Source organism: Pseudomonas sp. Irchel 3A7 (assembly GCF_900187565.1).
In the GTDB taxonomy this organism is placed as follows: Bacteria; Pseudomonadota; Gammaproteobacteria; order Pseudomonadales; family Pseudomonadaceae; genus Aquipseudomonas.
Map to the genome: position 1 here is coordinate 18,616 of NZ_FYED01000013.1, position 22,289 is coordinate 40,904.

Genomic DNA, 22,289 nt, shown 5'->3' on the forward strand with positions numbered 1-22,289 from the left:
TCCCACAGGACTAGTTACTGCGGGGTTTGTTCAGCCAGGGCAACCGCACGGAACATCGCGCGACGCTTGTTCAGGGTTTCTTCCCATTCCAGCGCCGGCACCGAGTCGGCGACGATGCCGCCACCGGCCTGCACATGCAGTTCGCCGTTCTTGATCACCGCCGTGCGGATCGCAATGGCAGTGTCCATGTTGCCGTTCCAGGCGAAGTAGCCGACGGCACCGCCGTAAACACCGCGTTTGACCGGTTCCAGTTCGTCGATGATTTCCATTGCGCGAATTTTCGGCGCGCCGGATAACGTACCCGCCGGCAGAATCGCCCGCAATGCGTCCATTGCCGTCAGGCCGGCCTTCAACTGGCCAGTGACGTTAGACACGATGTGCATCACATTGGAATAGCGCTCGATGACCATCTTCTCGGTGAGTTTCACCGAACCGACCTCCGACACGCGACCGGTATCGTTACGGCCCAGATCAATCAGCATCAGGTGCTCGGCGATTTCCTTGGCGTCCGACAGCAGGTCTTTTTCCAGCTCCAGATCAGCCTCTTCGTTGGCACCACGCGGACGGGTGCCGGCAATCGGACGCACAGTGATCAGATTGTCTTCGACCCGCACCAGCACTTCCGGCGAACTGCCAACGACGTGGAAGTCGCCGAAGTTGAAGAAGTACATGTAAGGCGTCGGGTTGAAGCAGCGCAGCGCGCGGTACAGATCGATCGGGGCAGCCTTGAAGTCGATCGACATGCGCTGGGACGGCACCACTTGCATGCAGTCACCGGCCAGGATGTATTCCTTGATGGTGTCGACGGCTTTTTCGTAATCGTCCTGTGTGAAGCTTGAGCGAAACACCGGGTCAGCCGATTGCTGCTTGCTGAAATCCAGCCCACGACGCGGAGTGATCGGCTGACGAAGCTTCTCCAGCAGCTCTTCCAGACGCGCACGACCTTGTTCGAAAGCATCTTCCTGCGCCGGATCGGCCAGGACGATCGCATGCATCTTGCCGGCGAGGTTGTCGAACACCACCACCGCGTCGGAGACCATCAGCAGAATGTCCGGCACGCCCAGTGGGTCCGGATTCGGGCATTTACCCAGACGCTTTTCCACATAGCGCACGCAGTCGTAGCCGAAATAACCCACCAGGCCACCGTTGAAACGTGGCAGGCCGGCGATGGTCGGCACGTTGTAGCGGGACTTGAAGGCTTCGACGAAGGCCAGCGGATCTTCGACGTCATGGCTTTCGGTTTCAACGCCGTCGACGGTCACGCTGACGTGATGATCATGAACCCGCAGCACGGTACGGCACGGCAGGCCGATGATCGAGTAGCGGCCCCATTTTTCGCCGCCCTGTACCGATTCCAGCAGGTAAGAGTTGGGTTCGTCAGCCAGTTTCAGGTAGATCGACAGCGGCGTGTCGAAGTCGGCCAGGGTTTCGCAGGCAAGCGGGATGCGGTTGTAGCCGGCAGCGGCCAAACGCAGGAATTCTTCGCGGATCATGATGTGCCTCGTGGCTTGAGGGTCTGACAGTCAGGTATGCAAACGCGCCGGGGTAACCGGCCAGGAACAAGTCAGGCGCGCCAACGCCAGCGGGCCAGGGCCTTGATGACTTTCATCCAGAGTTTGCGAGTGACCACCACGATGGCGTTTCCAGAAGGGGGTTGGACAGCGTCGGGCAACGTTATCTCAGCGGCCGGATCCAGGCAACCGGGAATTAGTTTGCGCAGATCATCGATAACCAGCGTCGGCGACTCTTCGGCAATCGGCCGCCCATGGTTGTAGCCGTAACTCAACGCCACGCACTTGACCCCCGCCGCTTTCGCCGCCAGCACATCGCTGCGCGAATCGCCGACGAACAAGGATTGCGAGGCCGGGATGTTGGTCATCTTCATCACGAAAAACAGCGCGGCCGGGTCCGGTTTTTTCTGTGGCAAGGTATCGCCGCCGATGATCAGGCGGAAATACCGGCCGATCTTCATCTGATCCAGCAACGGTGCGACGAAGCGCTCCGGCTTGTTGGTGATCAGCGCCATCTCGACACCCTGCTTGTGCAGCCATTTCAGGGTGTCGCGCACGCCGGGATAGACCACGGTCAGCTCATGGCTTTCGCCATACGCCTGCATGAAAATCTCCAACGCTCTTTCGGCCTCGGTGTCATCGACCGCCGAATGGTCGAGACCACCGGCCAGCGCGCGGCGAACCAGCACCGGCGCACCATTGCCGACCCACTCGCGAACCGATTCGATACCGGCGGGTGCACGGCCGAGCTTGAGCAGCATGTTATCCACAGCCGCCGCGAGGTCAGGAACCGAGTCGATCAAAGTGCCATCCAGATCGAACATCACCAGCCTTGGCAGACTTCCCGGGAACAGCTGCTCGAAACCACTCATGGGCGAGCCAGCGCCAGTTCGGAGCGCATCTTCTCGATCACTTCCTGGTAGTTCGGGGCATTGAAGATCGCCGAGCCGGCGACAAAGGTGTCGGCACCCGCCGCAGCGATTTCACGAATGTTGTTCACGTTCACGCCGCCATCGATTTCCAGGCGGATGTCGCGACCGGACGCATCGATCAAGGCCCGCGCTTCGCGCAACTTGTCGAGCGTGCCGGGAATGAACTTCTGCCCGCCGAAGCCCGGGTTGACGCTCATCAGCAGGATCATGTCGACCTTGTCCATCACGTACTTGAGTACGTCCAGCGGAGTCGCCGGGTTGAACACCAGACCCGACTTGCAGCCGCCTTCGCGGATAAGTTGCAGGGAACGGTCAACGTGCTGCGTGGCTTCCGGGTGGAAGGTGATGTAAGTCGCGCCGGCCTCGATGAAATCACCGACGATGCGGTCCACCGGGCTGACCATCAGGTGCGCGTCGATCGGCGCGGTTACGCCGTACTTGCGCAGCGCCGCACACACCATCGGGCCGATGGTCAGGTTTGGAACGTAGTGGTTGTCCATGACATCGAAGTGCACGAAGTCGGCGCCGGCGGCCAGGACGTTGTCCACTTCTTCGCCCAGGCGGGCAAAGTCGGCGGAGAGAATCGACGGAGCAATTACGAAGGGCTGCATGACGCACCTTTTCTGAGCTAAATCACGATGGCGCGCATTGTATACCTCATGCTTTGACGCGCGCACCGTGAGCGCGATGATTGGGCTTTGCCATCAGTTTCAACGGCAAAGGTTCTAATAAGCCGCGCGGTAGATCTTCTCGATATCGACGGCACTGAGTTTGCGCGGATTATTGCGCATCAGACGCTCGATCCCCGCGGCTTCGACGGCCATGGCCGGGATGGCGTCCTCCGGCACCCCGAAACTGCGCAGCCCTGGGGGGATTTCCACAGCCGCGCACAACATGCTCATGGCCTCCACGGCTTTATCGGCCGCCTCGCTAACACTCAGATGAGCGGTCTTCACCCCCATGGCTTCGGCAATATCCTGCATGCGTTCGATGCAAGCCATCTTGTTCCAGGTCATGACATAGGGCAGTAACAAAGCGTTGCTCACCCCATGGGCGATGTTGAAGCGCCCCCCCAGCGGATATGCCAGCGCATGCACCGCGCCGACCCCGGCATTGCCGAACGCCATGCCGGCCATCAGGCTGGCGGTGGCCATGTCCTCACGGGCCTGCAAGTTGGACGGGTTGGCGTAGGCCTTGGGTAAAGCCTTGGCGATCAGCTTGATCGCGCCGATGGCCAGGGCGTCGGTTATCGGCGAGGCGTTGATCGACAGGTACGATTCGATGGCATGCACCAACGCGTCGATGCCACTGGCGGCGGTGACACTGCGCGGGCAGGTCAGGGTCATTTGCGGGCTGACCAACGCCACATCCGGCAACAGGTAGTCGCTGACGATCCCCTTCTTCAATTGCGCGACCTTGTCGGAGAGGATCGCCACGTTGGTCACTTCCGAACCGGTGCCGGCGGTGGTTGGAATCGCGATCAGCGGCGGGCCCTTGCGCGGAACCTGGTCGATGCCGAACAAATCCTCCAGCGCCCCGTGATATCCGGCATAGGCGGCAACGCTCTTGGCGATATCGATGGCACTGCCGCCGCCCAGACCGATCAACCCGTCGTGCCCGCCCTCACGGTAAACCCGCATGCAATCTTCGACGATGGCGATTTCCGGATCAGGCAGTACCCGGTCGAAGATCTCGTAGCTGCGCTCCCCGAGCTGCGCCAGCGCCAGTTCGACCGTGCCGGACTTGACCAGGGCGGCGTCGGTGACGATCAGCGGATTGTCGATGTCCAGACGGGTCAGCTCCGCCGCCAGTTGCTCGATAGCCCCTGCGCCGGTGATCAGTTTGTGAGCGATTTTGAAAGAAGAAAGACTCATGTGCGCAGCCTCTTATAGGTAGGGGAGCTGGGCACAATAGTAGCTGGGGATTTGGGGTTCGCTGGTATTCAGGTCGTGAATGAACTGAAGGTCCGCTAGAGCCCCTGTGGGAGCAAGCCTGCTCGCGAAGACGGTTGAACATTCGACATTTGAGTCGACTGACACTCCGCTTTCGCGAGCAGGCCCGCTCCCACAGTTGATAGAAGCGTGGCGCTAGACCTGCGCGGTACGCAGTTTCTCGCTACGGCCACGCAGCCATTCCAGGGTCAGCAACAGAATCACCGAGAAGGCGATCAGCAACGTCGCGGCGGCGGCGATGGTCGGGCTGAGGTTTTCGCGGATACCGCTGAACATCTGCCGTGGCAGGGTTGCTTGCTCTGGGCCGGCGAGGAACAGCGTCACCACCACCTCATCGAACGAGGTGGCGAAGGCGAACAACGCTCCGGAGATCACACCGGGAGCAATCAGCGGCAAGGTCACTCTACGGAATGTGGTCAGCGGCGAAGCTCCGAGGCTCGCAGCAGCACGCACCAGATTGTAGTTAAAGCCCTGCAAGGTCGCCGACACCGTGATGATCACGAACGGCACACCCAACACCGCATGCACCACAATCAGCGAGAAGAAGCTGTTGCCCAGGCCCAAGGGCGCAAAGAACAGATAGCTGGCCACACCGATGATCACCACCGGCACCACCATCGGTGAAATCACCAACGCCATGACCAGCGCCTTGCCCGGGAAATCGCCGCGGGTCAGGCCGATCGCTGCCAATGTTCCAAACACCATGGCCAGCACTGTGGCCGCCGGGGCAACGATGATGCTGTTCTTCAGTGCCCGCATCCACTCCGCCGACGCGAAGAAGTCGTGGTACCACTGCAACGAGAAGCCTTGCAGCGGGTACACCAGGAAGCTGCCGGAGTTGAACGACAGCGGAATGATCACCAGTACCGGCAGGATCAGGAACAACAGAATCAGGCCGCAGAGAATCCGCAAGCTGTAGAACCACACCCGCTCGATGGGCGACATATAAGGACTCAGCATTTCATTCTCCCCTTAGCTCAGGCGCAGGCGGCTCGCGCCCACCAGCCAGCTGTAAATCAGATAAAGCACCACGGTCGCCAGGAGCAGCAGCCCGCCCAGCGCGGTCGCCATGCCCCAGTTGATGCTGGTGTTGGTGTAGAAGGCGACGAAATAGCTGACCATCTGATCGTTCGGGCTACCCAGCAACGCCGGGGTGATGTAGTAGCCGATGGCGAGGATGAACACCAACAGGCAACCGGCGCCGACACCGGCATAGGTTTGCGGGAAGTACACCCGCCAGAAACTGGCGAATGGGTGGCAGCCCAGGGAAATCGCCGCACGCATGTAGGTCGGCGAGATGCCTTTCATCACGCTGTAGATCGGCAGGATCATGAACGGCAGCAGGATGTGCACCATGGAGATGTAGACACCGATGCGGTTGAACACCAGCTCCACCGGTTTATCGATGATGCCTAGAGCCATCAGGCCGCTGTTGATCAAGCCACCCGATTGCAGCAGAACGATCCATGCCGCGACACGCACCAGGATCGACGTCCAGAACGGCAACAGCACCAGAATCATCAGCAAGTTGCTTTGCCGTGATGGCAGGTTTGCCAGCAGGTAAGCCAATGGATAGGCCAGCACCAGGCAGATCACGGTAATGATCAGGCCCATCCAGAAGGTGCGGGCAAAGATGTCGAGGTAGATCGCCTGGTCGGGTGTGGCCGGCGCCAGTTCGCCGAGGTCGTCGATACGGTGATCGACGGCGGCCAGCAGGTAGTACGGAGTGATGCTGCTGGTGTTGCGGCGAACCGCTTGCCAGTAGGCGGGGTCGCCCCAGCGCTCGTCGAGACCTTCCAGCGCTTCTTTATAAGAGGCCGGTTCGGTGGCGAATGGCAAGGCTCGGGCAGTTTTGGTCAGCAGGCTGCGGTAGCCGGCCAACTCCATGTTCAAGCGCTTGGACAAATCGCCCAAGGTCTGATTCTTGCGGGCTTCAGCCAGGTCTTCGCTGGCAGCCTTGTAAACCGGTTCAGCGGGCAGGCCGCGGCCGTCCCAACTGGCGATGGCCGCCACGGTGCGTGGCATGCCGCCGACTACTTCCGGGTTACCGACGCTTTTGTAGAGCAGCGCCACGATCGGCACCAGGAACACCAGCAACAGAAACAGCACCAGCGGCGCGATCAAGGCCTGGGCCTTCCAGCGGTTGACCCGCTCGGCGTGCTTGAGCCGCTGCTTCAAGGTGGGGTCAGTGCCCGCGTTCACGGGAATGGCGATGGCCATGGCGTACTCCGGAAATCTTTGATCAATCGATAATGTGGGAGCGAACTCGTGTGGCGAGCGAGCGAGCTTGCTCGCGCTGGGCTGCGAAGCGGCCCCAAAATTACGTAAAAAATCGCCAATTTTGTGAGTGCTGCGCACTCAAGCGGGAGCAAGCTCCCTCGCCACAAAAGCCCGCCCTCACAGGAGGGCGAGCCCTCTGGTTACTTGGCAGCCCAGGAATTGAAGCGCTGTTCCAGTTGCTCGCCGTTATCAGCCCAGAAGCTGACGTCGATCTGCACCTGGTTGGCGATGTTTTCCGGGGTGGTCGGCATGTCTTTGAGGACATCCTTGGCCAGCAACGGTACGGCTTGGGTGTTGGCCGGGCCGTAGGCGATGTTTTCCGAATAGGTCTTCTGCTGCTGTGGCTGCACCGAGAACGCGATGAACTTCTTCGCCGCTTCAGCACGCGCTTTATCCAGACCTTTCGGGATGGCCCATGCGTCGAAGTCGTAAATGCCGCCGTTCCATACCACTTTCAGGTTGCTTTCTTTCTGTACGGCAGCGATTCGGCCGTTGTAGGCCGAACTCATGACCACGTCACCGGAAGCAAGGTATTGCGGCGGTTGTGCGCCGGCTTCCCACCATTGAATGCTTGGCTTGAGTTCATCCAGTTTCTTGAACGCGCGGTCCTGACCGTCCTTGCCGGCCAGCACTTTGTAGACGTCTTTGGGCGCAACGCCGTCAGCCATCAGTGCGAATTCCAGGGTGTACTTGGCGCCTTTACGCAGGCCGCGCTTGCCCGGGAATTGCTTGGTATCCCAGAAATCCGCCCAGCTGGTCGGTGCGGTTTTCAGCTTGTCGGCGTTGTAGGCCAGCACGGTCGACCACACGAAGAAGCCCACGCCGCATGGCTGAATAGCGCCTTTGACGTAGTCTTCGGTTTTGCCGAACAGCGCAGGATCGAGTTGCTCGAACATGTCTTCGTCGCAACCACGGGACAGTTCTGGCGATTCAACCTCTACCAGATCCCAGGACACGCTCTTGGTGTCGACCATGGCTTTGACCTTGGCCATCTCACCGTTGTACTCGCCTGCCACGATTTTGCCGTTGCCTGCCGCTTCCCACGGTGCATAGAAGGCCTTGACCTGCGCGGCCTTGTTCGCCCCGCCAAAGGACACCACGGTCAGGTCCGGGCCAGCGGCCATAGCGCTCGCTGCCCCCATCATGCCCAGTGCCAGAGCGGTGAATTTCAGGGATCTCAACATTTATTGTTCTCTCCACGTGCAGGGTTGGTGTTGTTGAAGCAGGGGGCGATCAATGCGCCTCTAGAAGTGGGTCGAGCGCACGAACGTGCTCGACCTGCCAGCCAAGCGGTACCACATCACCCACCGCCAGCCCGGGATCGAGCTCGGCAATCGGTTGCTTCACGAAGAAGTCGGTCTTGCCACAGACTTCCAGGCGAACCCGGACGTGGTCGCCCAGATAGATGAATTCCGCCACCCGTCCCGAGAAGCGGTTGATGCAAGACTCGCTGGAACCATTGAGGCTCACGCGCTCCGGGCGAATGGACAAGGTCACCGGTTCACCGGTCTTGCCGACATTCACGGCCAGCGCTTCAACTTTTTCACCACGCCCCAGTTCCACCACGCAGCGGTCGCCGGTCTGACTGTGCAGGCGGCCATTGAGACGGTTGTTTTCGCCGATGAAGTTGGCGACGAAGGTGTTTTTCGGCTCTTCATAGAGCGTGCGCGGTGGGGCGATTTGCTGGATCTCGCCTTGGTGGAACACTGCTACCCGGTCGGACATGGTCAGGGCTTCGCCCTGGTCGTGGGTCACGTAGACCACGGTCACGCCCAGACGCTGGTGCAGGTGTTTGATTTCCATCTGCATGTGTTCACGCAATTGCTTGTCGAGTGCGCCGAGGGGTTCGTCCATCAGCACCAGTTGCGGTTCGAACACCAATGCGCGGGCCAGGGCCACACGCTGTTGCTGACCGCCGGACAGCTGCGCCGGATAACGCTGAGCAAAGGCGTCGAGTTGCACCATGCTCAGCACGCGCTTGACCTTGTCGCTGACATCGCTCTTGTTCAAGCCGCGCACGGTCAGCGGGAACGCCAGGTTCTCGGCCACGGTCATGTGCGGGAACAACGCGTAGTTCTGGAACACCATGCCGATGTCACGCTTGTGCGGCGGCACGTTGTTGATGGAGCGCCCGGCCAGCAGGATTTCGCCCGCCGTCGGGGTTTCGAAACCGGCGAGCATCATCAGGCTGGTGGTCTTGCCGGAACCGGATGGTCCGAGCAAGGTGAGGAATTCGCCTTTGCGAATATCCAGGTTGAGGTCTTTGACGATCAGGTTCTCGCCGTCGTAGCTCTTCTGCACTCCACGAAAGCTGACCAAAACATCATTGGCCCCTGCGCTTGAATCGACCTGGCTCATACCCACACCTTTGTTGTTGATGACTGCTGTGGACTAAGCCTAGTGGACGCCGGGGACCGCGCAAATCGGGACGCAGGAGAGAATCGCCTCAGCCGGATGGAAGGTTGGGGGTAGGGATTGCCCTACAAGGATGGCGGGATTTGGTAAATGCAGTGGCAAACGGATAGCCGCAAGCTGCAGGAATGAGCAAAAACGGTCGGAAAGGACTGTCGTTATTGGATAAGTCTGCTATCGCCAACGATGCGGGGAGCCCTGTGAGAGCGAGCCTGCTCGCTCCCACAATGATCGATGATCTTTCAAAGGAGCTTGTGCTCCATCGCGTACTTCACCAGTTCAGCCAAAGAGGTGATGTTGAGCTTCTGCATCAACCGCGCCTTGTGGGTGCTGATGGTCTTGCTGCTCAAGGCCAGTTGCTGGGCAATATCGTTGACGTTGGCGCCCTGGGCCAGGCGTTCGAACACGGAAAACTCACGCTCCGAGAGCAATGAATGCAATGGCCGCGAATCCGTCAGGCCGACTTCGAAAACCATGCGGTCAGCCAGGTCCGGGTCGATATAACGCCCGCCCGCCGCGACCCTGCGGATGGCAGTCAACAGCAGGGCCGGATCACTGTCCTTGGTCGCGTAGCCCGCAGCGCCGACCTTTAACGCTCGTGCCGCCATCTGCGCCTCGTCGTGCATCGACAACACCAGGATCACCGGCGGATTGTTCAGCGCGCGGATCCGCGGAATCGCCTCCAGGCCGTTCACCCCCGGCATGGAAATATCGAGCAACACCACTTCGCAGGGCACATGCCGCAAGGTCTCAAGCAACTGCTCGCCATTGCTCGCCTCCCCCACCACCAGCAAATCCTTGGCCAGGCCGATCAATTGCTTGATGCCTTCGCGGACGATGGTGTGGTCTTCGGCTACCAGTACACGGATCACGTTCTTCTCCAGATTCAATATCATTCGCGAGCAGGCTCGCTCCCACAGAGTTTTGGGTCGCGGCACAAATATTTGTCACACCCGACTCACTGTGGGAGCGAGCCCGCTCGCGAAGGCGTCAGACCAGACAACACAATTTTTCAGGCCTCATCCAACGGCACACGCACAATCAGAGTCGTACCCTCATCCAGCGCACTCTCAAGCAACAACTGCCCACCCATGATCAGCACCCGTTCACGCATGCCGACCAATCCAAAGGATGTCGACCTACCCTCTGTAACGACAAATCCTACGCCATCATCGCTGACCGTCAGGCACAGCTCGTCGTGTTCAAGGGCCAGCGTCAGTTCCACAGTATGCGCCTGGGCGTGACGCATGACATTGGTCAGCGCTTCCTGAAGGATTCGAAACAGACCAATCGCCTTGGCATCGCTGAGTACCGGCAAATTGTCCGGCACCTGCACCAGGCACGGAATCTGCGTACGCGCCTCGAAGCGGCGGGCCTGCCACTCGATGGCCGATGCAATGCCGGCATCGAGAATCGGCGGACGTAACGCCGTCGCCACATCACGCACCAACTGGAACAGCTGGGCGATCAAGCGCTTCATGCTGTTCAAGCGTTCGTGCAACCCGGGATCGAGTTGCGCGTAGGCCAGTTCGCACATGGACGTTTCCAGCTTGAGCACGGTCAGCATCTGACCCAGCTCGTCGTGAACTTCCCGGGCAATGCGGGCCTTTTCCTCTTCGCGTACGCTTTCCAGGTGCGCGGACAACTCCCGCAGTTGCTCCCGGGAGCTGGCCAGTTCCAGTTCGATGCGTTTGCTTTCGCTGATGTCCCAGACAATTCCGTCCCAGACGTAGGCACCGTCCTCAAGCTGCCGGGTAATCGCCTTGATTTCCGCCCAGCGCTGCTCCCCTTGGCGCGTGAGAATTCGCCCTTGCCACGACCAGTCGCTGTCGGTGTCCAGCGCATGATCCTGAGTCTGGTGATAACTGGCCTTGTCGTCCGGATGCACCAGGCTGCGCAGGCCTTTGTCACGGTGGGCCAAGGTGGCCGGCGAATAACCCACCAGACTTTCACTGCCCTCACTGATGTAGGCAAAGTCGATCTGGCCTGTCACCGGCGCCCGCTCCAGGCGAAAGACCAGTCCGGGAACATTCGCTGCGATCCCTTGCAGCCGAGCTTCACTTTCCTGCAAAGCGGCCAGGGCGCGACGGCGTTCGGTGACGTCGGTGAGGTAGACCACCAGATACTCGCCATCGCGAAAACGCAGGAAGCTCAGCGAGACGTCCGTCGGCAGGATGCTGCCATCGGCTCGCAAGCAATTGGTTTCGAAGCTTTGGGGCGACTCGTCGCTGGCCCGGGCGCGTTTCCACAGGTTCAACCAGCGATCCATGTGCAGGCCGGGCTCGAAGTCGATCAAAGGCCGGTCGATGATCCCGCCCGGCGGATACCCCAGCATGGTCTCGGCCGCGCGGTTGGCGTAGCGCACGTGACTGTCCCAGTTGACCCAAAGGATGCCGACGGTGCTCTGGTCGATGGAAAACTGCGTGAGTCGTAACGCCTCCTCGCTGGCGGCACGCAAGGCTATGTCTTCCTGCGCCGCCGCCAGTCGCTGCTCCAGACTGTGCTGTTGGCGACGCTGCCAGAACACGATAGCCATGCTGCTCAGTGCCAGTACCAACAGCAACAGGCAGAGGTTTTGCCAAAAGCCTGGAGACTCGGTGAGTTTTGGGTACTTGGGCTGCAGCCACTGGTTGTGAAGGTTTTCCAGATCCTTGGCCGGAATAGCCCGCAATGCGCTTTCGACGATACCCGCCAGCTCCGGCTTGTCGCGCCGGGTGGCCACCCTCAGCAATTGCGGCAAGCCGATGTCACCCACTACCACCAATCCGGCGAACTCCGGCTCGATAGAGAGTCGCCCCAACTGCGCCTCATCGACCACCGCGTAACCGGCTTGCTGGCTCAACAAGAGTTGCAACGCCTGACGCTCCATCGGAACGCCCTGGAGGTTGAGGTGTGGATAGTTGCCGCGCAGGTAATCGGCGGTGGCACTGGGCATGCGCACGGCGACACGGGTCTGGCTGTCGAGTTTTTCCAGTTCCACCGTCCCGGTGCTTTTCTGGTCGCTGACCACCAGTTGCGGTACCCGCATATACGGATCGGAGAACTGCCACAGACGTAATCCGCCGGGGGTCTGGGTCAGCCCGGGCGCGATGTCGATTTCACCCGCGCGCGCCGCCGCTTCCAACTGTTCAACGTCGGGAAAGTTGCGCCAGCTCAGCTCGACCTTAAGCGCCTTGGACAGCCATTTCATCAGCTCGACGTTGACCCCTGACAAACGCTGCAGGCGGCGATCGTATTGCGCATAGGGCGCTTGCAATACCAGCCCCACTCGTAGCTCGCTTTGCTGCGCCAGCCACTGCTGTTGTTTGGGCGACAGGACGGCAACATGCGCCGGCGGCGCGGCCGCCGCCCAGCCCATCAAGGGAAACCATAAACAGCCGATAACCCACAGGCAGCGAAAACGCATCATCGAACTCTCACACACTGACAAATACTGACCAACCCATTAGGCTGCCGGAATAACTTCTGGCCTGGAATATCCGATGCCCCCTGTCTACCGCCTGGCACTGCCAGCATTGTGCCTGTCGCTGATTCTGCCATGGGCTTTTTCCGTTAAGGCTGCCGACCCGGCACCTGCCGCCCCGGCTGAAGCCACAGAAAAGGCCGCCGAAGAAAAACCGGTGGAACGTCAGCCGCTGCCTGAGCGTAGTCAGGAAGAAGCAGCAGCACTTGAGCGAAAAATCCCGGCCCAGCAACAGCAACAACTGCAGGCGGGCAGCGACAGCTTCCTGGCCTTGTGGAAGCCGGCCAACACCGCCGAACCCAAAGGCGCGGTCATTATCATCCCGGGCGCTGGCGAAACCGCTGACTGGCCGCAAGCAATCGGTCCGTTGCGGCGCAATTTGCCGAATGCCGAGTGGAGCAGCCTGAGTATCACCTTGCCGGACTTGCAAAGCGATGCCATTGCACCACGCGTTGTCGAGGTGCCGCCAGCGCCTAAAACACCGGATGTCGGCAGCAAGGACTCGACCACCGCGGCCCCCATCGAACAGGCGGCCGGCGGTGAAGCAGACGTAGTCGACAAGCCTGTCGCCGAAACCAGCGAAGAACAGTCGAAGGCCGACGCTGAGCGGATCTTTGCCCGTATCGACGCAGCCATCGCGTTCGCCGAACAGCAAAGCGCTCGCAGCATCGTCGTACTGGGGCATGGCACCGGCGCATATTGGGCCGCGCGCTACCTGAGCGAAAAGCAACCGTCGCAAGTCGAGCGGTTCCTCATGGTCGCCGCGCAGACACCCACTCAGGCAAAACCGGAACTGGACGAACTCGCACCGAACCTGAAACTGCCAACCGCAGACATTTTCTATATGGACAAACCGCTGGATCGCAACGCGGCGCTGGCCCGGTTGCAAGCGAGCAAACGCTTGAAAACCTCGGCATTCAGCCAGGTATCGCTCAAGGCGTTGCCGGGTGATAACAAGGCACAGCAGGAGCAGTTGGTTCGCCGGGTGCGGGGGTGGTTGAATCCGCAGGGTACGGCGGACTGATAGACCGGGTCGCCCCATTCGCGAGCAGGCTCGCTCCCACATTCGATCTTCTGACACTGGAGATCAAATGTGGGAGCGAGCCTGCTCGCGAAAGCGGCATCACGAACGACACAAATCTACCCCGCTAACGGAAATCCCGCCGCTGACGAATCAACGTATAGGCACTATGCAATTCCCGGGTCTTCTCGGTTGCCTCCCGCACCTGGGACGCCGTCGCCCCACTGCCGGCAATCTTGTCCGGATGATGACGGCTGAGCAGACGCCGATAGGCGCGCTTGATCTGCGACGGCTCACTGGTTGCGGACACACCCAACAGGCGCAGTGCGTCCTGATAAGTCACGGCATTGCTGACCTGTGGACGCTTATGCGGCTCATAGTCCGTCGCCAACGCCTGCACCTGATGCGGCGTCCAGCCCAGCCATTTGCCCCACTGAGCGATCAGTTCTCGCTCACCGGTGCCTGCCCGGCCATCGGCCCAAACCATCCGCCAACAGGCACGCAACACCCCTTCGGCCGCATGGGGCTGGGCACTCAGGCGACGCAAGTAGCCGCGTAACCGGTCGTTGCCCGACTTGCCGCGATTGAACGCGGCAATCGCCCGACGCTGAGCCGGCTCGTTCATTTCCAGCGCGCGCATCTCCTGACGCGCCTGCTGGATATGACCATCAACCACTCGCCCGTCGCACTTGGCCAAACGCCCCAGCAAGACGAACAGCAATTCATCGTTGCGCAGTACAGGACGACCACCGAGTTTTTCACGCAGATGCGCCCAGCTTTGCAAGTGCAGGCGTCGATCCAGCGCCTGCCCCAACAAGGCACCGAGCATGGCCCCCGGAATGCTGGCAATGGCAAAGCCCGCTCCGGCTCCGATCAGAGTCCCTGGCCACAACATGTCAGCGTCTCGCTTCGATCAGGGCTTGCGCTTCAGCCAGGCGCTCGTGAGTGCCGACATCGACCCACTGCCCGTTCAGGCGCTCACCGGACACCTGCCCGTTCGCCATTGCAGTACGCAGCAACGGTGCCAGCTTGAAAGCCCCGGCAGAGCACCCTTCGAACAGCTGCGGATGCAGCACGGCGATGCCGCTGTACGTCAGATTGGCGGCGCCGGGTACACCGTCAGAGACCTGGCCGTCGATCAACTGGAAATCCCCGGTCGGGTGATGGGCCGGGTTGTTGGCCAGCACCAGATGAGCAAGGCCGACAATCGGCTGATGCAGCACACTGAAATCGTAATCGGTCCAGATATCGCCATTGACCACGACAAATGCCTCGTCGCCCAACAACGGCAACGCACGGAAGATCCCGCCACCGGTTTCCAGCGGCTCCCCTTCCGGCGAATACCTGATGCTCACGCCATAGCGCGAACCATCACCCAGATAGTCCTCGATCTGCTGACCGAGCCAGGCATGGTTGATCACGATTTCGGTAAACCCGGCATCGGCCAGCGCGCGCAGGTGGTATTCGATCAGCGGAACCCCGCCTGCACGTACCAGCGGTTTTGGCGTGGTCAGGGTCAGCGGGCGCATGCGCTCGCCTTTGCCCGCCGCCAGAATCATCGCCTTCATGCCTTCACCCCGGACCGCAGACTGGCCAGCAACACATCCAGTTCCGCCAGCTCAGGGCGGCGTGCGATCACGGTTTCTATATAAGCGAAGAAGCGTGGCACATCACTCAGATAGCGCGGTTTGCCATCGCGATGGCAGATGCGGGCGAAAATGCCGATCACTTTCAGGTGACGCTGCACGCCCATCAGGTCACTGGCGCGCAGGAAGTCTTCGAAATCCGGCTGCACCGGAATATCCAGCGCCGCGGCCTGCTGCCAATAACTTTCCAGCCAGCCGCGTACGCGTTCTTCTGGCCAGCTGAGGAATGCATCCTTGAACAGGCAGGTCACGTCGTAGGTCACCGGGCCATACACCGCATCCTGGAAATCCAGCACACCGGGATTCGGCTGGCTGAGCATCAGGTTGCGCGGCATGTAGTCGCGGTGCACCAGGACCTTCGGCTGGGCGAGAGCACTGTCGATCAGCAGATCGCTGACCTGTTGCCAGAGTACTTGCTGCGCCGCATCGAACTCGATGCCCAGCTCACGCTTCACATACCACTCGGGGAACAGTTCCAGTTCCCGGCGCAGCAGTGCCACGTCATAGCTCGGCAGGGGAGCCACCATCGGCAACTGCTGAAAAGCCAATAGCGCTTGCAGGGCATCATTGAACAAATCTTCGGCGTTTTCGCTCTCGATCACGTCCAGATACGTCTTGTTGCCCAGGTCATTGAGCAAAAGAAAACCGCGCTCGAGATCTTCGGCATAAATTTTCGGCACATTTATTCCGGATTTCGCCAGCAAAAAAGCGATATCCACGAAAGGTTTGCAGTTTTCCTGCGGGGGCGGCGCATCCATGACGATAAAACTTTTATCCGCGCCCTCCCAACGAAAATAACGCCGAAAACTCGCGTCGCTACTGGCCGCGGTCAATGTGGCCGGGGGTATGGCACCCCAACCCTGTTCTGCAAAAAGGATCGCCAATTGTTCATCGAGCCAAACTTTCAGGTGTTGCAAACGTACATCTTGGTCAGGCATTGCAAGGGTCTCCGACGGCGCTAGCCGTCAAGCGGGTCATGCTTTATTATCCAGCATCTTTTTCAGACCATCGAGAGGCGTGCGGCCCACACCGCGGGCAGATGGCACGCAGGAAGCCCGGACTAATAAGATGGCATTGAAATCCCCCGCGTTTCGTAAAAAATTTCCGTTGTTGGTAACCGGCAGTCTGCTGGCCTTGCAACCACTAGCCACTTCCTTCGTGGTCGCCGCGGAACAGTATGACTGCTCAGTCTCTGCTTCGGGTGCCTGGGACTGTGCGCCTAAAAAACCGGCGGCAGCCTTGCCTCCGCGTCCCGTCCATGACGGTAGTGCAGTCAGCGCTACCGGCGAGGCTGCGGCACAGGATGGTTCCAGTGAAGACACTGGCGCCAAGCCCGTGCTGGTTACCGAGTCCAAGGGCCGCGGCCTGAAGTCCCGTAGCGAAGACTACAGCCACCTCGACTGGGTTCCCCGCGAACAACTCACTGCAGCACAGCTGGCCGAAACCGGTCCTTACTGCTCTGGTTCCTATATCGAACCGATTCGTCCTGGCATGAATGACAAGACGAGTAAAAGTGACGCGCCAACCTTTATCGGCGCAAAAGCCTCTCGCTATAAGCAGGATGAGCAAGTCGCTACCCTGGCCGGTGACGTGGTCATGCGCCAAGGCAGCATGCAGGTCGAAGCCGACGAAGCCAACCTTTACCAGGCCGAGAGCCGTGGCGAACTGGCCGGCAACGTGCGCATCCGCGACAACGGTGCGCTGATCGTCGGCGACCATGCCGACGTGCAACTCGATACCGGTGAAGCCAAGGTCGACAACGCTGAATACGTGATGCACAAATCCCGTATCCGCGGTAACGCGCTGTACGCCAAACGTGCCGAGAACGCGATCATCCGCCTCAAGGACGGTACGTACACCACGTGCGAACCGAACAGCAACGCCTGGCAGCTCAAGGGTAATAACATCACCCTGAACCCGGCCACCGGCTTCGGTACCGCGACCAACGTGACCCTGCGGGTCAAGGACTTCCCGGTCCTGTATACGCCGTACATCTACTTCCCGATCGACGACCGCCGTCAGTCCGGTTTCCTGCCGCCGACCATCGGCAGCGGCACCGATACAGGCTTCCTGCTCGTCACGCCGTACTACTTCAACCTGGCACCGAACTACGATGCCACGTTGTATCCGCGCTACATGAGCAAGCGCGGCCTGTTGATGGAAGGCGAGTTCCGTTACCTGACCAAGTCCACCGAAGGTCAGTTCGGCGCCGCGTACCTCAACGACGAAGACAACGAGCGCGAGTTGCAGAGCGACTACGACAAAACGCGCTACATGTACAACTGGCAACACAAGGGTGGCCTCGATTCGCGCGTCTTCACCTACGTCGACTACACCAAAATCAGTGACCCTTACTACTTCCAGGATCTGCAGACCGATCAGATCGGCGTGAAAAGTTCCGACTACGTGAACCAGCAAGGTGCTGTCAGCTATCGCGGCGACAGTTACGTCGCTCGTATCAACGCCCAGGCCTTTCAACTGGCAACCGTGTCGTACATCACACCGTACGACCGCCTGCCACAGATCACCCTCGATGGGGCGTTGCCGTTTCATCCAGGCGGCCTGGACTTCACCTACAACACTGAAATCGTACGCTTCGATCGCGATTTGAAAAACGGCACCTTTACCGATGAAGATGGCAATGTCGAGCCGCGTCTCGACACCAATGTTGGGGGTCTGGCTCGCGCCAACGGCGATCGCCTCAACCTTGCACCGGCCGTCGCCCTGCCACTGGAGTGGACTTATGGCTTCCTGAAGCCAAAGCTCAAGTACCAGTACACGCAGTATGATCTGGACCTGGACAGCATTGGTAAAGCTCAGATTGCCGCGCTAACTCCAGAACAGAGAAAGCTCAATGGCGACTTTGGCAGCAGCCAGAGCCGTGGCGTGCCGATTGCCAGCATCGACAGCGGCCTGTATTTCGATCGCAATACCCAATGGTTCGGCAAGAACTACCGGCAGACCCTTGAGCCTCGCCTGTTCTATCTCTATGTACCCGAGAAGGACCAGGAAGACATTCCCGTGTTCGATACCAGCGAATACACCTTCAATTATTCGTCGCTGTTCCGCGACAACCGCTTCTCCGGCTCCGACCGTGTCGGCGACGAGAACAAATTGTCGCTGGGCGTGACCAGCCGCTGGATCGAAGACAACGGTTTCGAGCGTCAACGCATCAGCGTCGGCCAGGCCTTGTACTTCAAGGATCGCGAAGTCCAGTTGCCGGGGATCGATGCCAAAATCCGCGAGGATGCGCACTCTGACGTATCCCCTTATGCACTGGAGTACGAATATCGCTGGAACCGCGATTGGCGTACCACTGCCGATTATAACTGGGACCCGGACAGTCGCAGCCCTCGCTCGGGTAGCGCGATGTTCCACTACCAGCCTGAAGACAATCCGAACAAGGTCATCAACGCCGGCTATCGCTATCGTAATGACCAGATCCGCTACGACCAGAACACCGGTCAATGGCAAGTGGGCGGCGGTGACTACGGCGTTCCCGGCCAGCCTGGCTACGTGAAGGATTACTACAAGATCCAACAGCACGACTTCTCGGTGATCTGGCCGATCGTGCCACAATGGAACGCCATCAGCCGCTGGCAGTATGACTACAACCGCAACCGTACCCTGGAGGCCTTCGGTGGCTTCGAGTACGACAACTGCTGCTGGAAATTGCGCCTGATCAACCGTTACTGGGTTTCCTATGATGAATTCAGTCAGGATGCACCGGAAAACGAAAAAGGCGACCATGGCGTCTTCCTCCAAATTGTTCTGAAGGGACTCGGCGGCCTCACCGGCGCCAAGGTAGAGAGCTTCCTCGACAAAGGCATCCAAGGTTATCGTGAACGTGAAGACCAAGCTTTCTGATTGTCTGCGCCCGCTGTTGCTGGGCGCGCTGTTCCTGGGTACCGCGGCCAACGCCGCGGTACAGTCCATCGATAAAGTGGTGGCGATCGTCGACAACGACGTGGTCATGCAGAGCCAACTGGACCAGCGCGTCCATGAAGTCCAGCAAACCATCGCCAAGCGCGGTACTGCCGTGCCGCCGGCCAGCGTACTGGAGCAACAGGTGCTTGAGCGCCTGATCGTCGAGAACCTGCAACTGCAGATCGGCGAACGCTCCGGCATCCGCATTACCGATGAAGAACTGAACCAGGCTGTCGGCACCATTGCCCAGCGCAACAACATGACGGTCGATCAATTCCGCCAGGCCCTGACTCGTGACGGCCTGTCTTATGACGACGCACGTGACCAGATCCGTCGCGAGATGGTTATCAGCCGTGTGCGCCAGCGCCGAGTGGCCGAGCGCATCCAGGTGTCTGAGCAAGAGGTGAAAAACTTCCTGGCTTCCGACCTTGGCAAGATGCAGCTGTCCGAAGAGTTCCGCCTGGCCAACATCCTGATTCCTACGCCGGAAAGCGCCAACTCCGACGCAATTCAGAATGCCGCCAAGCAGGCCGACGCGGTTTACCAGCAGCTCAAGCAAGGCGCCGACTTCGGTCAGTTGGCCATCGCCAGGTCCGCCAGCGAAACGGCACTGGAAGGTGGTGACATGGGCTGGCGTAAAGCTGCTCAATTGCCACCACCGTTCGATCGCCTGCTGAGCACCATGGCCGTCGGTGATATCACCCAGCCAATGCGTACGCCAGGTGGCTTCATCATCCTGAAGCTCACCGACAAGCGTGGCGGTGAAGCCCAGGTACGTGACGAAGTGCATGTACGGCATATCCTGGTCAAGCCGAGCCCGATCCGCGACGAAGCAAAGACCAAGGCTCTGGCTGAGTCGCTCTACACCCGCATCGAAGCGGGCGAAGACTTCGGTGAGCTGGCGAAAAGCTTCTCGGAAGATCCCGGTTCTGCCCTCAACGGCGGCGACCTGAACTGGATCGATCCGAACGCACTGGTCCCCGAGTTCCGCGAAGTGATGGCCAACACCCCGCAAGGTCAACTGTCCAAGCCGTTCCAGACGCAATATGGCTGGCACGTTCTGGAAGTCCTTGGCCGTCGTGCCACCGACAGCACCAACCAGGCTCGCGAGCAACAAGCGATGACCGTACTGCGCAACCGCAAATACGACGAAGAGCTGCAAACCTGGCTGCGTCAGATCCGTGACGAAGCGTACGTAGAAATCAAACTCCCTGGCGCCGACCAGGCAGCGCAGTGAAACCCCAACGTTTCGCGCTGACCCCCGGCGAACCGGCCGGCATAGGTCCCGACCTGTGCCTGCTGCTCGCCTCGCAAGCCCAGCCACATCCCCTGATTGCCATTACCAGCTGCGACCTGCTCCTTGAGCGGGCCGCGCAGCTGGGTGTGGCGGTCGACTTGCTGCCGGTCACACCGGACAGCTGGCCGGACGTACCCGCTCCCGCCAACAGCCTGTATGTCTGGGATACTCCGCTGAACGCCAGCGTGGTCGCCGGGCAACTGGACAAAGCCAATGCCGCTTTTGTTCTGGAAACCCTGACTCGCGCCGGCCAAGGCTGCCTGGACGGGGATTTCGCCGGGATGATCACTGCTCCGGTGCATAAGGGTGTGATCAATGAATCAGGGATCGCCTTCTCCGGGCACACGGAATTTCTCGCCGACCTGACCCATACCGCGCAAGTAGTAATGATGCTCGCCACTCGTGGATTGCGCGTAGCGTTGGTGACCACCCACCTGCCCTTGCGCGAAATTGCCGATGCGATCACGCCAGAGCGCCTGGAGCGGGTCACGCGAATCCTGCACACCGACCTGCAGGAAAAATTCGGCATCGCCCAGCCACGCATCCTGGTGTGCGGGCTCAACCCCCATGCCGGTGAAGGCGGACACCTGGGCCATGAAGAAATCGATATCATCGAACCCACATTAGAGCGCCTGCGCGGCGAAGGCATGGACCTGCGTGGCCCCCTGCCCGCCGACACTCTGTTTACCCCAAAATATCTGGAGCACTGCGATGCAGTGCTGGCGATGTACCACGACCAGGGCCTGCCCGTGCTGAAGTACAAAGGCTTCGGCGCAGCAGTCAACGTGACCCTTGGCTTGCCGATCATCCGCACTTCGGTCGACCACGGCACCGCTCTCGATCTGGCCGGCAGCGGCAAAATCGACACCGGCAGCCTGCAAGTCGCCCTGGAAACCGCCTACCAGATGGCCGAGACCCGTTTATGACCGAGCAATACCAACACCGTGCGCGCAAGCGCTTCGGCCAGAACTTTCTGCACGATGCCGGCGTTATCGACCGCATCCTGCGCTCCATCCACGCCAAACCCGACGACCGGATGCTGGAGATCGGCCCGGGCCAGGGTGCATTGACTCAAGGCCTGCTCAATAGCGGCGCCCAACTCGACGTAGTGGAGCTGGACAAGGACCTGGTCCCGATCCTCAATCAGCAATTCGCCGGCAGGGACAACTTCAACCTGCATCAGGGTGATGCGCTGAAGTTTGACTTCAATAGCCTGAACGCCGCGCCGAACAGCCTGCGCGTGGTCGGCAACCTGCCGTACAACATCTCTACACCGCTGATTTTTCACCTGCTGCACAACGCCCACCTGATTCGCGACATGCACTTCATGCTGCAAAAGGAAGTGGTCGAGCGTCTGGCGGCAGGGCCTGGCGGCGGTGACTGGGGTCGTTTGTCGATCATGGTCCAGTATCATTGCCGGGTTGAGCATCTGTTCAACGTCGGGCCGGGCGCGTTCAACCCGCCGCCGAAAGTCGATTCAGCCATCGTGCGCCTGGTGCCTCACGCCGTGTTGCCGCACCCGGCCAAGGACCACCGGTTACTGGAGCGCGTCGTACGCGAAGCCTTCAACCAGCGTCGCAAGACCCTGCGCAATACCCTCAAGTTGCTGCTGAGCAACGCCGAAATCGAAGCCGCTGGCGTCGACGGCAGCTTGCGTCCCGAGCAACTCGATCTGGCCGCCTTCGTGCGCCTGGCAGACAAACTCAGCGAACAACCCCTGCACAAGCCTGCGGACGCCTGAGAGGGTCGAAGCGTTATCGGGTAGGACACCAGCGCCCATGTCTGGTTTACTACCCGATACTTGGCCTAGACTGAACTCCATCAGCTACGCCCCGCGTCCCGCTTCGT

The 22,289-nt window shown here is 60.2% G+C and carries 18 protein-coding genes; 5 read left to right on the plus strand and 13 right to left on the minus strand.

Going from position 1 to position 22,289, the window contains the following annotated elements; genetic code table 11:
* Positions 1–14: 14 nt before the first annotated feature.
* The 10 genes from trpE to CKW21_RS21045 all read right to left on the minus strand — a co-directional run bounded on the left by trpE (position 15) and on the right by CKW21_RS21045 (position 12,496).
* Complete coding sequence (trpE, locus tag CKW21_RS21000) at positions 15–1,493, minus strand: anthranilate synthase component I (protein ID WP_095195833.1); 1,479 nt, start codon at positions 1,491–1,493, stop codon at positions 15–17.
* Positions 1,494–1,564: 71 nt separating this feature from the next.
* Positions 1,565–2,383 carry a phosphoglycolate phosphatase gene (locus tag CKW21_RS21005; protein WP_095195834.1) on the minus strand — a complete coding sequence of 273 codons (819 nt, stop codon included), beginning with the start codon at positions 2,381–2,383 and terminating at the stop codon, positions 1,565–1,567.
* On the minus strand, positions 2,380–3,054 hold the full coding sequence (rpe, locus tag CKW21_RS21010) for a ribulose-phosphate 3-epimerase (RefSeq protein ID WP_008035979.1): 675 nt from the start codon (positions 3,052–3,054) through the stop codon (positions 2,380–2,382). The genes CKW21_RS21005 and rpe overlap by 4 nt, the downstream gene beginning before the upstream one ends.
* A gap of 114 nt (positions 3,055–3,168) precedes the next feature.
* Positions 3,169–4,317 (minus strand): iron-containing alcohol dehydrogenase, encoded by a 1,149-nt coding sequence (locus tag CKW21_RS21015; RefSeq protein WP_095195835.1) that lies wholly within the window; start codon positions 4,315–4,317, stop codon positions 3,169–3,171.
* A 213-nt stretch (positions 4,318–4,530) separates the two neighbouring features.
* Positions 4,531–5,355 (minus strand): ABC transporter permease, encoded by an 825-nt coding sequence (locus CKW21_RS21020; protein WP_095195836.1) that lies wholly within the window; start codon positions 5,353–5,355, stop codon positions 4,531–4,533.
* 12 nt (positions 5,356–5,367) lie between these two features.
* Entirely contained in the window at positions 5,368–6,615 is a 1,248-nt protein-coding gene (locus tag CKW21_RS21025) for an ABC transporter permease (RefSeq protein ID WP_095195837.1), read from the minus strand.
* 200 nt (positions 6,616–6,815) lie between these two features.
* Entirely contained in the window at positions 6,816–7,859 is a 1,044-nt protein-coding gene (locus CKW21_RS21030; RefSeq protein WP_095195838.1) for an ABC transporter substrate-binding protein, read from the minus strand.
* Between the two features lie 49 nt (positions 7,860–7,908).
* Complete coding sequence (locus CKW21_RS21035) at positions 7,909–9,033, minus strand: ABC transporter ATP-binding protein (RefSeq protein ID WP_095195839.1); 1,125 nt, start codon at positions 9,031–9,033, stop codon at positions 7,909–7,911.
* 296 nt (positions 9,034–9,329) lie between these two features.
* Complete coding sequence (locus CKW21_RS21040) at positions 9,330–9,983, minus strand: response regulator transcription factor (RefSeq protein WP_170948700.1); 654 nt, start codon at positions 9,981–9,983, stop codon at positions 9,330–9,332.
* Between the two features lie 116 nt (positions 9,984–10,099).
* A complete protein-coding gene (locus tag CKW21_RS21045; protein ID WP_095195840.1) occupies positions 10,100–12,496 on the minus strand; it encodes a PAS domain S-box protein in 2,397 nt (798 codons plus the stop codon).
* Between the two features lie 73 nt (positions 12,497–12,569).
* Between CKW21_RS21045 and CKW21_RS21050 the strand changes: the two genes are divergently transcribed.
* Positions 12,570–13,574, plus strand: a complete 1,005-nt coding sequence (locus tag CKW21_RS21050) for an alpha/beta hydrolase family protein (protein ID WP_095195841.1) — start codon at positions 12,570–12,572, stop codon at positions 13,572–13,574.
* 124 nt (positions 13,575–13,698) lie between these two features.
* Here the strand turns inward: CKW21_RS21050 and CKW21_RS21055 are convergent, their stop codons facing one another.
* The 3 genes from CKW21_RS21055 to CKW21_RS21065 are packed head-to-tail and all read right to left on the minus strand — an operon-like array spanning position 13,699 to position 16,155.
* Positions 13,699–14,466 (minus strand): TerB family tellurite resistance protein, encoded by a 768-nt coding sequence (locus tag CKW21_RS21055; protein WP_095195842.1) that lies wholly within the window; start codon positions 14,464–14,466, stop codon positions 13,699–13,701.
* 1 nt (position 14,467) lies between these two features.
* Positions 14,468–15,139 carry an N-acetylmuramate alpha-1-phosphate uridylyltransferase MurU gene (gene murU, locus CKW21_RS21060; protein ID WP_095195843.1) on the minus strand — a complete coding sequence of 224 codons (672 nt, stop codon included), beginning with the start codon at positions 15,137–15,139 and terminating at the stop codon, positions 14,468–14,470.
* Complete coding sequence (locus CKW21_RS21065) at positions 15,136–16,155, minus strand: aminoglycoside phosphotransferase family protein (protein ID WP_095195844.1); 1,020 nt, start codon at positions 16,153–16,155, stop codon at positions 15,136–15,138. Before CKW21_RS21065 ends, murU begins: the two co-directional genes overlap by 4 nt.
* A gap of 130 nt (positions 16,156–16,285) precedes the next feature.
* Between CKW21_RS21065 and CKW21_RS21070 the strand changes: the two genes are divergently transcribed.
* From CKW21_RS21070 to rsmA, 4 genes are read left to right on the plus strand one after another with little or no spacing between them, the layout of a single operon-like run.
* Positions 16,286–19,084, plus strand: a complete 2,799-nt coding sequence (locus tag CKW21_RS21070) for an LPS-assembly protein LptD (protein WP_095195845.1) — start codon at positions 16,286–16,288, stop codon at positions 19,082–19,084.
* A complete protein-coding gene (gene surA / locus CKW21_RS21075; RefSeq protein ID WP_095195846.1) occupies positions 19,065–20,381 on the plus strand; it encodes a peptidylprolyl isomerase SurA in 1,317 nt (438 codons plus the stop codon). The genes CKW21_RS21070 and surA overlap by 20 nt, the downstream gene beginning before the upstream one ends.
* Positions 20,378–21,367 (plus strand): 4-hydroxythreonine-4-phosphate dehydrogenase PdxA, encoded by a 990-nt coding sequence (gene pdxA / locus CKW21_RS21080; protein ID WP_095195847.1) that lies wholly within the window; start codon positions 20,378–20,380, stop codon positions 21,365–21,367. Before surA ends, pdxA begins: the two co-directional genes overlap by 4 nt.
* Positions 21,364–22,182 carry a 16S rRNA (adenine(1518)-N(6)/adenine(1519)-N(6))-dimethyltransferase RsmA gene (gene rsmA / locus CKW21_RS21085; RefSeq protein WP_095195848.1) on the plus strand — a complete coding sequence of 273 codons (819 nt, stop codon included), beginning with the start codon at positions 21,364–21,366 and terminating at the stop codon, positions 22,180–22,182. Before pdxA ends, rsmA begins: the two co-directional genes overlap by 4 nt.
* The last annotated feature ends 107 nt before the right edge of the window (positions 22,183–22,289 follow it).